Annotated in this window: 13 protein-coding genes; 8 read left to right on the forward strand and 5 right to left on the reverse strand. The window is 30.8% G+C overall.

The window, feature by feature from the left end; translation table 11 throughout:
* Positions 1 to 260 precede the first annotated feature (260 nt).
* The gene (ercA, locus tag DL91_RS04875) at positions 261 to 1406 is read left to right on the forward strand and encodes an alcohol dehydrogenase-like regulatory protein ErcA (RefSeq protein WP_048190485.1); all 1146 of its coding nucleotides are present in this window, start codon (positions 261 to 263) and stop codon (positions 1404 to 1406) included.
* On the forward strand, positions 1396 to 2937 hold the full coding sequence (locus DL91_RS04880) for a sensor histidine kinase (RefSeq protein ID WP_048190486.1): 1542 nt from the start codon (positions 1396 to 1398) through the stop codon (positions 2935 to 2937). The genes ercA and DL91_RS04880 overlap by 11 nt, the downstream gene beginning before the upstream one ends.
* 160 nt (positions 2938 to 3097) lie before the next feature.
* On the opposite strand, the gene DL91_RS04885 is transcribed toward DL91_RS04880, so the two are convergent.
* The gene (locus DL91_RS04885) at positions 3098 to 3379 is read right to left on the reverse strand and encodes a hypothetical protein (protein WP_048190487.1); all 282 of its coding nucleotides are present in this window, start codon (positions 3377 to 3379) and stop codon (positions 3098 to 3100) included.
* A gap of 186 nt (positions 3380 to 3565) precedes the next feature.
* Here DL91_RS04885 and DL91_RS13125 point away from each other — a divergent pair, with 186 nt between their 5' ends.
* The 4 genes from DL91_RS13125 to DL91_RS04905 all read left to right on the forward strand — a co-directional run bounded on the left by DL91_RS13125 (position 3566) and on the right by DL91_RS04905 (position 6663).
* The gene (locus tag DL91_RS13125; RefSeq protein WP_081882608.1) at positions 3566 to 4063 is read left to right on the forward strand and encodes a DUF4389 domain-containing protein; all 498 of its coding nucleotides are present in this window, start codon (positions 3566 to 3568) and stop codon (positions 4061 to 4063) included.
* Positions 4064 to 4154: 91 nt separating this feature from the next.
* On the forward strand, positions 4155 to 4391 hold the full coding sequence (locus DL91_RS04895) for a hypothetical protein (protein WP_156096017.1): 237 nt from the start codon (positions 4155 to 4157) through the stop codon (positions 4389 to 4391).
* A gap of 217 nt (positions 4392 to 4608) precedes the next feature.
* Positions 4609 to 5694: a DUF362 domain-containing protein gene (locus DL91_RS04900; RefSeq protein ID WP_048190489.1), complete on the forward strand. Its 1086-nt coding sequence runs from the start codon at positions 4609 to 4611 to the stop codon at positions 5692 to 5694.
* Between the two features lie 396 nt (positions 5695 to 6090).
* Positions 6091 to 6663, forward strand: coding sequence for a hypothetical protein (locus DL91_RS04905; RefSeq protein WP_048190490.1), 573 nt, complete (start codon positions 6091 to 6093; stop codon positions 6661 to 6663).
* Positions 6664 to 7076: 413 nt separating this feature from the next.
* Here DL91_RS04905 and DL91_RS04910 read toward each other — a convergent pair whose 3' ends face one another.
* On the reverse strand, positions 7077 to 7547 hold the full coding sequence (locus DL91_RS04910; RefSeq protein ID WP_052374188.1) for a helix-turn-helix domain-containing protein: 471 nt from the start codon (positions 7545 to 7547) through the stop codon (positions 7077 to 7079).
* A 330-nt stretch (positions 7548 to 7877) separates the two neighbouring features.
* Here DL91_RS04910 and DL91_RS04915 point away from each other — a divergent pair, with 330 nt between their 5' ends.
* Positions 7878 to 8117: a hypothetical protein gene (locus tag DL91_RS04915; RefSeq protein WP_048190491.1), complete on the forward strand. Its 240-nt coding sequence runs from the start codon at positions 7878 to 7880 to the stop codon at positions 8115 to 8117.
* Positions 8118 to 8536: 419 nt separating this feature from the next.
* Here DL91_RS04915 and DL91_RS12805 read toward each other — a convergent pair whose 3' ends face one another.
* The 3 genes from DL91_RS12805 to DL91_RS12815 all read right to left on the reverse strand — a co-directional run bounded on the left by DL91_RS12805 (position 8537) and on the right by DL91_RS12815 (position 11291).
* Positions 8537 to 10144 carry an ATP-binding protein gene (locus DL91_RS12805; RefSeq protein WP_052374191.1) on the reverse strand — a complete coding sequence of 536 codons (1608 nt, stop codon included), beginning with the start codon at positions 10142 to 10144 and terminating at the stop codon, positions 8537 to 8539.
* 200 nt (positions 10145 to 10344) lie between these two features.
* Entirely contained in the window at positions 10345 to 10932 is a 588-nt protein-coding gene (locus DL91_RS12810) for a hypothetical protein (protein WP_052374193.1), read from the reverse strand.
* Positions 10933 to 10946: 14 nt separating this feature from the next.
* Positions 10947 to 11291, reverse strand: coding sequence for an ATP-binding protein (locus DL91_RS12815; RefSeq protein WP_052374196.1), 345 nt, complete (start codon positions 11289 to 11291; stop codon positions 10947 to 10949).
* Positions 11292 to 11669: 378 nt separating this feature from the next.
* Here DL91_RS12815 and DL91_RS12820 point away from each other — a divergent pair, with 378 nt between their 5' ends.
* Positions 11670 to 13856 carry a HEAT repeat domain-containing protein gene (locus DL91_RS12820; protein WP_052374198.1) on the forward strand — a complete coding sequence of 729 codons (2187 nt, stop codon included), beginning with the start codon at positions 11670 to 11672 and terminating at the stop codon, positions 13854 to 13856.
* Positions 13857 to 13922: the final 66 nt, after the last annotated feature.

Here is a 13922-nt window from a genome sequence, read left to right on the forward strand (position 1 = left end):
ATTCGGCAATCTTTTACTCTAAACTCTCAATACTATTACATTGGTATTAATCCAAAACTTTTCTATTGTAGTCCCTCCAATTATTCAAAATAATCCTAATAATGATATTTTTATATGATCATGACCTTATGAAATATTATGGACTATAATCATTTGATAATTATTTCAATGGGATTTATATTTTATTTGGAATAATTTTTGTAATTAAGTTCAAGAATCTATATTTAATTTTATATTTGATTCATTTGGGGTGGATGTGATTGGATAATGAATTTGAACTGAGAAAGTTTGTTGCACCTGAATTTGTATTTGGTTCTGGTGCTAGATTTTTGTTGGGAAGATATCTCAAGAATTTCGAAGCAAACAAAGTTCTTTTAGTAACAGATCCAGGTATAGTTTCTTCAGGGTGGCTTGATGAGATTATTGGGGCTTTAAAATCTGGGGATTATGAATATGAATTATATTCCAATATTAAATCAAATCCCCGAACAGAAGAGGTTATGGAAGGGGCCCGAGTTTACGAGAGTAAAAGATGCGATGTGATAGTGGCTCTTGGTGGTGGTAGTCCAATGGACTGTGCAAAGGGTATAGGAATTGTAACTTCAAATAAAAAACATATAAATGAATTTGAAGGTGTAGATAAGGTTAGTATACCATCACCTCCTTTAATATGTATACCAACCACTGCAGGTAGTTCTGCAGATGTATCCCAATTTGCAATAATATCCGACAGAGTGAGAAAAGTTAAAATTGCAATTATCAGTAAGAAACTTGTTCCAGATGTTGCATTAATTGATCCGGTTACTACTACAACCTTAAATCGGTACATGACTGTTTGTACGGCATTTGACATATTAAGCCATGCTATGGAGGCTTATGTTTCTAATGCAAGTTCACCTATTACAGATATCCATTCTATTGAAGCAATAAACCTTTTTTCATCTAATATAATACCTTGCATCAATGATCTTGATAATATACAATTCCGGGGTAATTTAATGCTTGCAAGTCTTCATGCTGGTTTGGCATTTTCAAATGCTAGTCTTGGCCTGGTTCATGCAATGGCCCATAGCCTAGGTGGTCTTAAAGATCTGCCTCATGGAGAGTGTAATGCCATTCTTTTAGAACATGTTGTGGATTTCAACTTCTCTTCTGAACCAGAAAGATACATTAAAATTGCTAAAACCCTTGGATTTAATGATTTAAATGATAAATACGGTCTTATAAAGGGTATAGTAAATCTTAAAATTGAAACTGGAGTGAATCGTACGCTTAAAGAGATCGATGTTGATGAGGAGGATATTCCAGAACTTGCAAAAAGGGCAATGCAAGATCCATGTATATTAACCAATCCACTTATACCTAAAATAAGTGATGTGGAGGAAATATTTAAAAATGCCTTATGAAACTGATGATTGGGATTCATTACGTGATAAGATTATAGGTCTTGGTGAATCTTCCATACAAAAGAGTTATTATCCTGAGTTACAGAAGAGATTGGGTGAACTTGAAAGATTTCGTGCTTTGCTGGATCAGAGTAATGATCCAATTTTTCTTCTAGAAATTTCCTCAGGACGTTTTACTGATGTTACTAAATCTGCATCTGAGCAATTAGGATACCCCCATGAAAAAATGCTTGAGATGACCTTGAAAGACCTGGTGAATAATGATGAAATGATGAGAATTCAACTAATTTTAAATGAAATGGTTGAAAACAAGGAATCAACTGGTAAAAAAACCTTTTCGTCGGTTTTCAATACTGTTGAAAGTCAAAAAATTCCTGTTGAGATAAGTGCAAGTGTTGTTAATTTCAGCGATGTACTTTATATTGTTATGGTAGTAAGAGACATTACCGAACGTGAAAAGGCAGAAAAGGCTTTTGAAGAATCAGAACAGCGTTTAACGGATATTATAGATTTTTTACCCGATGCAACTTTTGCAATCGATCAAGATGGAAAAGTTATAGCTTGGAACAGAGCCATTGAAGAGATGACCGGTACCAAAAAAGAAGACATCATTGGTAAGGGAGATTATGCCTATTCTGTACCATGGTATAATGAACATCGCCCTGTTCTAATTGATCTTATAGGAAATAATGATTCAGAGTATATTTCAAAGTATAAATACGTCAAAAAAGATGGCAAAACAATTTATGCAGAAGTCTTTGTACCTTCAGTATACAATGGTCTAGGCGCTTATCTATGGGTAACAGCATCACCACTTTTAGACAGTAATGGGCAACAATATGGTGCTATTGAGTCTGTAAGAGATATATCTGACCGTAAAAAAGCAGAAGACAAAATAAAAAAATCTTTAGATGAAAAAGAAACTCTTCTTCGAGAGATCCATCATAGGGTCAAAAATAATATGCAGATTATTTCTAGTTTATTGAACTTGCAAATACAATATGAGAACTTAGATGAGAGAGTAGGAGTTTTAAAGGAGAGCCAAGGCCGGGTGAAAAGCATGGCAATAATCCATGAAAAACTTTATCAGTCTTCAAGTCTTAACTACATCAATTTCAAAGAATACATTGAGAAACTTATTTTGGATATATTCTATTCTTATGGAATCACATCAGGCGCCATTGAATCTGTATTAGATATTGAAGATATTCATTTAAACGTCGACACTGCCATACCACTAGGACTCATCATCAACGAATTAGTAACTAATAGTGTCAAATACGCATTTCCCAAATGTAAAGGAAAAATAACCTTAAAACTCGTCTCAAACAAAGACTTAATAGAACTCACTATCACTGATAATGGAATAGGAATACCAGAAGACCTCAATATAGAAAATTCAAAAACTCTTGGCCTGCAACTAGTACAAAATCTTGTTAACCAATTAGAAGGAAAATTAGAATTGGATGTGAATCATGGAACAGAATTCAAAATCATATTTAAAGAATTAAAATACAAAGAAAGAATTTAAAATATATTTTTTTTTAAACCCTCATTTAAAAGTCATTATATTTCATGATATAATTCAGTTATTACTATCCTAATTAGATTAGATTTAATTAACATTTCCATTGAAGTTTAGAGCATTCAAAAGGTTATCATATGATTTATTCAATATAGGATTTTGTTAATCATTCTTCGTTTGAATATTCCTGATAGTGGTAACTATGAATGAGTCTAAGATTTAAAAACCTGTTCTTTCCGCTTTTATAAATTATTTCTAATAATTGATCAGTCCCTTTGTGTAATATCAAATTGTCTATTATGGTTTCATTAGGGTCATCATCTGAAAAAAATCCACTATATGAGTCATGGAATTCTTTATCCTCCTGCCCAACGACAAATATTATATCCCTACTATTCCTCAAGTCTATCTCGCCAAATCTTCTAAAACTTTTTAGCCTTATCCCCATTTAACACCCTCCATAGTTACTTTAGTCTAACAAGTCTATATATTTCATAACATATTCAGTTATTGTAATCCTAATCAGATTGGATTTACTAACATTGCCATGTTGTGTTGGATAGATTTTTAAGATCATCGACCATATTTTATTATCGAAAATAAAACAAATAATAAGTTACTGGAGGTTTTTATCATGGTGATTGCAAAGTGTGAGAAATGTGGAGAAGAGTATCAACTAAAATCTAATGAGAAACCTTCTGACTTTCAGTGTGAATGTGGGGGAGGATTATCCTCAAAAGAGGTACTAGTTGAACCTGTAAAACCCACAAAACCTAAAAAAACGTCTGAAAGTTGGAAAGAACAGAATAATGGTGTTAAAACTGGTGAATTTGAATTAAATGAACTCTTTGAATATGAGGAAAAAGCCAGTCGAATAGAATTATTTGTTAGGATATTTTATGCTATTCCTGTTGGCATAATACTCTTTTTATATGGTATTATAGTGGGTATACTTTTAGCTCTACAATGGATAATAATATTACTCCTCGGACAACGAAATGAAGGTTTAAATGATTTCATTAGAGGATATTTAGAATATTATGTCCATTTAATAAGCTATTTTGCTTATATGACTGATAAAAGACCAGGTGTGACTCCAAAAAAGGTTAAAATATACGAAGTTATTGAATAGAATGTTTAAATGTCTTGTAAAGAATGTGGAACTGAATTTGAAGGTGGAAATTTTTGTCATAAAACTATATGAACTTTTAGGTGGGTTAAATATGGGTTTAATAGAACGATATAATGAATACGCTAAAACCAAAAGCAAATACAGATTAATATTAATGATAGAAGAGTCAAGGTTACCCAATATCCACAATATTGATAAATTGTTGGACTATTTACCATACTTTAAAGATACAAAAAATCATTACTCTGAACTAATTAACAAACCACCCCAAATACCATTTTACAGTTACTCAGATATGGTAATGAAATTTTACAAATCTCTTTATTAAAGCAAATACTCCACCTAAAAGACCAAATATTCCACTTAATATTCCTAAAACCAATTCAACTGTTCTAGAAGTTTTTTTTAATTCTACAGTTTTACTAGATTCTCCCCTAATGACTTATTTCTAAGAGATTTAATGTAAGTTAAAAAAATAAGTACTAAGTTCAACAGATTAACATCTAATCATTTTCTGTATAGAGGATGGGGAGAGTTGTTTTAAAATGGATGAAAGAACAGTTTTTGTAGAGGGTGTATTACCCAATTCTGAATCATTAGGTGCTTCAATTAAAAAAGTGTTATTAAAATCTACAAATAATTTAGAATGGCTCTCCAAGGGTGATCTTGTTCTTTTAAAACCTGCCTTGAATTCACCTAACCCTTACCCATCCACAACACATCCACTATCAGTAAAGGTTGTCAAGGAAGTTCTAACAGAAAGGGGTGCAGAGGTAGTTGTTGGAGATCAATCAGGATTAAAGGATGTTCTCCATGATTCATCTGGTGTTATACATGGAAAAACTCAGGATAATTATGTCAAATCAGGCATGGGTACAATAGAGGACAGATTCATAAGTTTTGAATCTGAAGGTTGGGAAGAAGGATTTATCCACCACCAATCAGAACATACCACATCATGGCCCAAGGGTTTTTACATAACCAGATGGATTAAAGAAGCTGATCATATTATAAATTTGCCAAGATTAAGTACACACAGTCAGGCAGGTGTTACCCTGGGTTTTAAGAATATGGTAGGCATATTAAGGGATGATAGCAGGATGGATTTCCATGCAAACGGTCCATTTAATAATTTCATAAAAAATGAAACCCACGGAAGCAATCTTAAATCCATGGATGATGGATCTGATACTTTTATTGAAAAGATAGTGGAAATAAATGATGCCATAAAAGAAAAACTTCGTACAACACTTTTTGTTGCAACAAAGGCACAGACAACATTCGGACCAAACACCAATTCCCTTAAAATTGGAAAATTAGAAATAGGAAAAGCACATGTTGTTAAACTCAAACCAGGACTAGTATTCGCAAGTAACGACCCAGTTTCAACAGAATCATTCGCAATAGCAATATTAAAGGACTTAAGAAAGAATTTACCTTCTTTACCCCGAATTTCTTCGGCATTACTATTATTTTCCAACAGTAACGTTACTAAACTTGACGAGACACCCATCAAGGATATGATATTTATTCGCCACGCAATTGATATTGGTCTTGGAGAAATGCCTACCCAACTAGTTTATAACAATGTTCCAGAAAGTTTAAAGGAACGCTTAAAAGAATACATTTAAAAAAAAAAGTTATAGATTAAGAATAATTATTCTTTATATAACCGGGATTATTAGATATGTCACTGTTACAATTGTCTCTTTTATTCCATGAAAAAACATGCTCTGCATTTTGTGAATTTGGGTAAATCTTATTTCCTTGAATGGTTTCATCAATAACCTTGAAAAGATACCTTGCCTCTTAAAAAAAATTGAAGAAGAAAACTAATAGTGTTTCTACTCAATAACGAAAGTAAAAAATATCTGAACTATCTAAAACGTCAAGTAAAACTATGATAAATTAAAATCAGAAATAATAAGAAGATTAGAGGATTTTAGAGAATTTATGTATCTATTTTATGTAAACTATATATAGTATGGCGACTATATTGTATTATAGGAATATATGGGAGGTTATAGATGAAATGGATTGATAATAATGACATATATCCAATTTTGAAGGAGTTGGATTTGAATAGGAAATTCCGGTATTTCTGGTTGAAATATGTTACAAACGTTAATTTGAAACGTCATTGTGCACCTGGTTTAACTGGGCCATATGATAAACGGATATCTATTTATCAGAGTCGACAGGATCAGTCACATTGGGAGGATATAACATTAGATCAAGGTGAATCTGATTTTTATTATATCTGCGGAGTAGCTACACCATATAAGTGGGATGAGAATTTTCATTGTGTATTACGATGTGTACCTGGTGAAACATTACTATTAAATGAACAAAGTGTTACAGGTACAATTGAGAATGCAGTTCGTGTACCTATACATGAAATGGATCGTATAAACAGTACTAATCCACATAAAGATGATCCAAAATATTATACTTGTAGAAATTATCAGTTCGCAGTGGAATTTGACAATTTAACATTAAAATATGGAAGTAAACGTAAAAGATTCGTACAACGTAAACTAGAACAAATTGAACGTAAAAATCCTACTAAGGCCACGGAAACTCAAATAACATTATTATAAAAATTAACCTTTTTTTGTAGAGCTAGTGATGATTAACAAGGTAAAATTGTATAAAATTGTACATTTTTCTTACAATTATTTACTTTTAGGGTGTATTTGAGTGGGGTTTTCCAAGTTATTTGTATGCCATCTCCTTGTTGATTATGTGATTTAACATACTTATTAAGGTTATAATATAATATAGGTGGTTATTAATTGTTTAATTATATATTGTATCTTGTATTATTGTTTGTTGTTAATTTAATGTTGTTAATTTCTTGTTATTCAGAATATTATTCCAACGCTAGAAGGGGTTTTATAATATATTATTATATTTTTATATTAAGTTATTACTTATCATTTTTTAGGGATAACCCCTTATAAATGAGAGGAGGAATGGGTTATTCCTTCCATATATTATCTAAGAATAATTATTATTGTTTACTTTGACTTGTAACTGAGTCCAATACTTTTTTGATGATAGCCAACTCTTCCTTAGATATAATTACAGGATTTTCATCTAATTCATCAATATCTAGATCAAAATCTTCATGTATCTTCTTACCCCATTTATCAGGATGTTTACGTGACAACATCCATGCAGCAGCTCTCCAGTTTTCTTCACTATGTTTGGTTATGAGGGCCACGTTCCTTGCTTCACTCCAAGCCATAGCCTGTTCTACAGCTTCATGAAATTTCCTGTATTTATTTTTGGGATGTTTAGATTCTTTCCCCTTATTATTCCAATCATAAAATGTGGATTTGTTAATACCCACAGTTCCACAAATTGTTTCTATAAAATTTCCCGCTTTAAGTAATAATACTATTTCAGCTTGTAATTCAGGTGTTAATTTAGATGGCCTACCTTGCTTCTTTTTAATTTTACTTTTTTTATTCTTTGTCATAGTACTCGAAAACCTCCGCCAAAATTATTTTTACTAACAAATTTTTTTTATCCTTACCCTTACTGTAACGCAAATAAAAAAATATTTTTATCACTGAAAATCGATTATTTCATTAAAATATTGGATTATCATCAGTTTTTTAGTTATAAAAGCTTTTTAAATTATTATTTTTTAAAAATAAACAATATTAGACCTTAAAGTATATAATAGGGGAGTTACATATTATAAATTACACCATGGTCTTTGTATTTGTCTGCTTTAAGGTTAGTAAGGTATAAAAATAAGAATAAAAAAAAATATCAGAGTGAAAAAATTTGAAGGTGAGAATGTATGTGTGAATCATACTTAGAAGAATTTGAAGAAGCTTTAAAAATGAAAATGTTATTAGATGCTACATATTTACTTAAATCCACAAATGATCTTTTAAATTTTAATATAAATTATCATCATCTATCCTATGTAGATAGTGAACAAATTAAGACAACAACATATGAACATTTCCAACATATTGCAAATGAATATGATTTCCAATTCCAAATAGGATTCCTAGAAATGAATATGGTAGTATAAAATGGTATTACGACGTATAATAGAATATTCCCAATTAACGGTGTAATAAAACCATTTAAAAAGAAAAAACTAGTAAAAGAAACCCCATCAACACTGCTCTTCGACATGAAGTACTAAGAAGAGATGGTTACAGATGTCATGAATGCGGAGCATCAAATAAAGGAAACAAGTTTTAGAGGGACAAAATAAAATATGGATATAAAAAGAGGAATACTGTATAAATGGAATATATAAATCAAATTTATAATATTTTTAGAAGAAAGGGATATTATATTATTAATCTAAAATTCAACTAATGATTAATATGTATTTTAAAAAGAGTATTAATAGTTTTTATAATATACTTCCAGGACCATAGTCAATCCTTCATAAAAACACTGAAAAAGTAATCATAAAAAAATAATAATTAATTCAAAGGGTTATTCATTGATAGGGATCGTAAAATAGAATGTTGAACCTTTTCCTGGTTCTGATTCTACCCATATTTCACCTGCGTGTTGATGTACGATTTTTTGAGTTATTGCTAGTCCTATTCCTGTTCCTTCATACTCCTCTTTAGTATGTAATCGTTGGAATATGGTAAATATTTTTTTTAAGTGTTTAGGAGACATTCCTATTCCATTATCTTTTACAGTAAAGAGGTATTGATTTGATTCTTTAATAGCGGAGATGCTTATTTTAGGTATTTCTTCTCTGCGATATTTGATGGAGTTACTTATGAGGTTTTGAAATAGAAGAATCATTAACTGTTCGTCTGCAAAGAGTGTAGGCAATGCATCGTAGGTTATTTCTGCACTACTATCATCTATAGCTGATTTCAAATTTAAAATGGTATATTCTAATACTTTATTAACATCTACTTTGCTGAATTCTCTTTTGGTGTTAGCTACACGGGAATACTCTAGAAGGTCATTAATCATATAATCCAAACGTTTAGCCCCATTTACAGCAAATCCAATGAATTCATTAGCATCTTCATCTAATTGATCATAATATCTCCGCTCGAGTAACTGTAGAAAACTTGTGATCATACGTAGTGGTTCTCGAAGGTCGTGAGATGCAACATAGGCAAACTGTTGTAAATCTTTATTAGATTGTTCAAGTTCTTTAGTACGATCTTTAACGTTTTCTTCAAGAGATACTTGGTATTCAATTTCCAATAATCTACGATCATCATCGATTTTTTTAATAGAGATAATTGTTATCCAAACTATTATAGTGAGGAATATGATAATAAAAAAAAGAAATAAAATATCAGCAAGTTGTTCATTATAAAGACCAATATTTACACCATACCGGGATATCAACCCAAATATTATTGGTAAAATAATAATTAACGGCAATAAACGTCTTGCTAATACACCACTAATGTCATTACTATTGATTATTGACATGATCCCTGTGTCAGGACGTGCTAATAATATTGCCCCAAAAAGAAGAATAAAAATAATTGTAGCATAGATTGATATTGCTGTAAATTGTGGAATGTGATAAAATAGTGAAGCATTATAGATATACGCTAGGAATCCTATAAGTGAAATAAACCCTCCAATAATTGCAAAAATTTGAGTGGGTCTGTAAACACGGGGAGTTTTCACATCCCATAACAAAATACATATTCCGGCTAAAATAAAGTTTATAACAGTAGTTAAAGCCATTCTATTAGGTGAAGACGTATTTAAAGCTCCAACAGCTTCTTTGAAAAGTATCTGATCAATGCCAATGTTTAAATTAAAAATATATTCCATAAGAGTAAGAAATCCAATAATTAACACAATAAAAGCCAATATTTGTGCTATCCCTTGATTGTGGAATTTAATTTTTTTAGTCTGGACAAACCAAAGGGAAACCCCAATTAATAGAAAAGCTAAGCCAGCATTGGATTTAATAGCAGAAAATCCAGACCCGGGATGTAACAATAAAGGAATATTAAACATCCATCCAATAAGAATTAAAAGACCTAAAAAAGCGATTAAAATTGATAAAAATTCAGAAACTACTTTTATTAAATCCGATCTGCTATTCATAGTTCTACCTAAAATAATTTTTAATTAAGATATCATAAAATGTCATGAAATCAGTTCATTTTGTATATAGTTTGCTAATTTAAATATTTATTTAATTAGAAAACATTGGTGAGATAACAAATAACCTTTTGAATCATTCAAATTCATCCAAACTTCATAGTAACACCTTAATCAATCAACCAAACAAAATTAATTTAAGACTAAATAGCACAAAGTGGGCAGCTTCCATCAGAACCTAATAAATCAAGACCTAATCTGGTTAGTTTAAGCTGTCCGATAGCATTTTCCATATTATGGTCAGAAGATATTTTAGTCATTAATTCATGTAATTTGAGGTCAATGTTAACAATATTTTCCCTATTTTTATCTGATTTTAAATCCTCTAGTTTATCCAAATCATTTTTTAGTAATTGAGTGTTTATTCCCATATCGGATGATAAAGATTGAGGTTCTATTCCTGTTTTCAATGTGTCTGAGGTAAGATCTAGTATTATATTTCCACCTAAAATTTTCCTGTTAGAATTGACAAAATCTAATATTTTTTCTTCATCATAATTAGTTATTCCAATATTGGAATTGATAGCTGCAGATATGGTATTTAAAGAACTTTTAGCAGATAAATAATTATTTTTCAGGATATTTCTGACTTTTCCCAGTTTTAAACGTGTTTCTTCAACATCTGTAATCTTTAAAAGAGTTTGTATTTGTTTACCACGTGTACTGGCATCAGCATTGACGTAATTAAGTATTTCACGACGAGTTAAAACATGCTGGCCACGACTTGCCAATTCTAGAACTGTTTTTATGATTCCTTTATGGAATCATCACATATCAATTCATTCGGATTATCAAGTGTTCTTTTAATTTCAACTGGTTCTTCAATTCCATGTATCTGGACTTTTGCTCTTATATCTGCATCTTTGGCAGAATAATCAATATGTGGGCCGTGTTTTTTTAAAATAATACCTTTCGTTCCTTTACCAGTCATACGGGATATAGAACCAGTTAGAAGAAAATCTAATGCATCAACAACTGCACTTTTACCTGAGCCATTAGGGCCGTGAATCAGGAAATTATTTCCTTTTGGTTCAATTTTAAGGCTCCGAATTCCCCTGAAATTATTAATTTCAAGCTCAAACAGTTTCATAAAAAGCACCTACTCAGTTAATAGTTCAATAATTTCTTCAGGGATTATTATCCCGTTCTTAACTATGGATTCAATTTTTACTACTGTTTCCATGTTAAAATCAGGATTATCATTAAGTTTGTTCAAGGTTTCGGCCCAAACATCCTCTAAAACAGTTTTTGGAACACTAACACTTTCTCCTATAATAAAACCCCCATTTATATTTAGAAATACATTAAATGAAACCTATTATACTCTAATTAAGATTTAGCTTTCTAATAAATTTAATTATTATTGAGAGATTGATTCAGATTTCATTAGAAAAGTATTGATGTGATGTGTTGTTTAAATATAATTGTTCTGGGAGTGCCAGATTAATGTGTGTGGGGGTTTGTTTTTGTGGGTTATTTGATCTGTAATAAATGTGAGGGATATTATGAGCTTCAACCTGGAGAGTCTGTTGAAGATTTTATTCTCAAATGTAATTGTGGTGGAGAATTAAAGGTTCATAACAGCTTTGATGAGTATTATAATTCTAATACGGTTGATAATTTAGATTTACAGGATATATTACTTAATGATCCAGAAGGAGCTAAACGAGCTCATGTAGCATATCTTCTGGGCGAAACTAAAGACCCGAAATATGTCGATGTATTATGTGAGGCAACTAATGATAAAGACGGTAATGTAAGACGCTTATCTGCTTCTGCATTGGGCAAAATAGGCAATATTAAAGCTGAAGATGCACTTATAAAACTCCTAAAAGATCTGAAACCCCAAGTAAGACAATATACGGTCAAGGCTTTAAGAAAAATTAAATCTGAGAAAGCAGTAGAACATCTAAGAAATATGAAGAATGATAAAAATCGTTATGTTGTCCAAGAGGTTGAATTAGTATTATCTAATTTTGTAAATGATACTAATTTACTTAATCAAAAAAATAGAGATAGATTAATAAGAAGTAATTTGAAGCGAAATATAGCTAAAGAAGTATATAACAGTGATTTCCGTGAAAACCAAAATCATTTCTTTAAATTTTTTAATGAACACGAAAATCAAAATATTATCGCAGACGCACCTACTGGAAGTGGGAAAAGTTTAATCGCAATCCAAATAGCTATTAATTTAGAACGGCCAGGTACTGTATTCATAGTTACACCTACAAAAGATTTAATGAAACAATATGAAAGAGATTTTGGGCATTTAGAAGATGTAATGTTACTCGCAGGTAAAAATGAATATACTTGTAAGGATTATACTGGTTTTTCAGCTGAACAATGTACCCACACTAAAGAAACTCCATGTAAACATCATTACAGTTCAACCAAAGATTCGTGTGAGTATAGTAAAAAAATTAGCACGTTTATGGATTACAAAATTGTTGTAACTAACTATCATATGATGCTTGCATTAATTAAAATACGACACGCTCTAGAATGGGGTAGTTCATTAATTATTTGGGATGAATCACATAAATTCCAAGATATTATAAGAGAAATGACAGGTGTTGAATATAATCATACCCGAGCATGTCGAATAATTGATGAAGATCTATCTAACATAATATATTATTTTTTTAAGAACGTTCAAACACCATTAGAACAAATAAAAACTGAATTAATACCATATATAGAAAAATATAACACAAAAGAAGATGTTAACAAAAGAAGATGGATTGAACGTCTAGAAACACAAATGGAATACCGTAATCAATACGATTATTTACCTGCTGAACCATATGAAAAAATTAATTACAAAGACGAACGAGAAAGATGTATACGGGTAATGCCAGTTGATTATACAAGTTTAAGCAGATCAACATTCATGGAAGCTGCACCACAACACCTGATGATGAGTGGAACAATTCACTACCCTAAATATTCTGAAACCAAAAGATTGGAATTAATAAGAAAAATCACTGGAATGAAAATGGATTATATATATGAAACACCTGAAAAATACCGTTTTGATGATAGTAATATAGTTAAAAAAGCTCCAGAAATCCTAAGTAGGATTAATTACAGTAATAGTCGCGTTTATAATGATTTTAAACACACCTACGGATCTTTAATTAGTTTTTTAGTTAAAGAAACCAGGAATATAATGATACACTTTAATGCAAAATGGCAATGTGAAAACATGGTGCGTGCACTAAAAGAATCTGGCTATAAAAGACCAGTATATAATTTCCATGAAGGCCAAAATAACACTAAGACAAAACAAATAATAAAAAAAAGATTTGTAAAAACTGGTGGGTGTATTATAGGAAGCAGTTTACATGAAGGTATTGATTTCCCTGGAGAAGAATTAGAAGTAGTAATTATAGGAAGATCTGCATACGTTCCTACAGAAGAAGAGGATAAATATTATCCCGGCACAAAACGCAGAATCCCTAACAAAATCCGTAAAACCTGGGAAGGTCTGGAAAAACGGGGGGTATATCGTATTGAACAAGAAGAATATCGACTCAAAACATTACAACAAATTGGTAGGCTACAAAGAACCTCTACTGATACTGGTATAATCATTCTATGTAATCAATGGTCAATTCACAAAGATATTTTGAAGGATTTTGAATTGTGTTGAATGAAATCAAATTATTTTTTAATTTAATATTGAAGTAGTATTAATGCTTTTAGGATAACAAAAATT

It is taken from the genome of Methanobacterium sp. SMA-27 (genome assembly GCF_000744455.1).
Taxonomy (GTDB): domain Archaea; phylum Methanobacteriota; class Methanobacteria; order Methanobacteriales; family Methanobacteriaceae; genus Methanobacterium_B.

Excerpts from the sequence above, each read along its gene's own strand:
- DL91_RS04880 (WP_048190486.1), top strand. The coding sequence starts at position 1,396 with ATGCCTTATGAAACTGATGATTGGGATTCATTACGTGATAAGATTATA.
- DL91_RS04885 (WP_048190487.1), bottom strand. The coding sequence starts at position 3,379 with ATGGGGATAAGGCTAAAAAGTTTTAGAAGATTTGGCGAGATAGACTTG.
- DL91_RS13125 (WP_081882608.1), top strand. The coding sequence starts at position 3,566 with ATGGTGATTGCAAAGTGTGAGAAATGTGGAGAAGAGTATCAACTAAAA.
- DL91_RS04895 (WP_156096017.1), top strand. The coding sequence starts at position 4,155 with ATGGGTTTAATAGAACGATATAATGAATACGCTAAAACCAAAAGCAAA.
- DL91_RS04900 (WP_048190489.1), top strand. The coding sequence starts at position 4,609 with ATGGATGAAAGAACAGTTTTTGTAGAGGGTGTATTACCCAATTCTGAA.
- DL91_RS04905 (WP_048190490.1), top strand. The coding sequence starts at position 6,091 with ATGAAATGGATTGATAATAATGACATATATCCAATTTTGAAGGAGTTG.
- DL91_RS04910 (WP_052374188.1), bottom strand. The coding sequence starts at position 7,547 with ATGACAAAGAATAAAAAAAGTAAAATTAAAAAGAAGCAAGGTAGGCCA.
- DL91_RS04915 (WP_048190491.1), top strand. The coding sequence starts at position 7,878 with ATGTGTGAATCATACTTAGAAGAATTTGAAGAAGCTTTAAAAATGAAA.
- DL91_RS12805 (WP_052374191.1), bottom strand. The coding sequence starts at position 10,144 with ATGAATAGCAGATCGGATTTAATAAAAGTAGTTTCTGAATTTTTATCA.
- DL91_RS12815 (WP_052374196.1), bottom strand. The coding sequence starts at position 11,291 with ATGAAACTGTTTGAGCTTGAAATTAATAATTTCAGGGGAATTCGGAGC.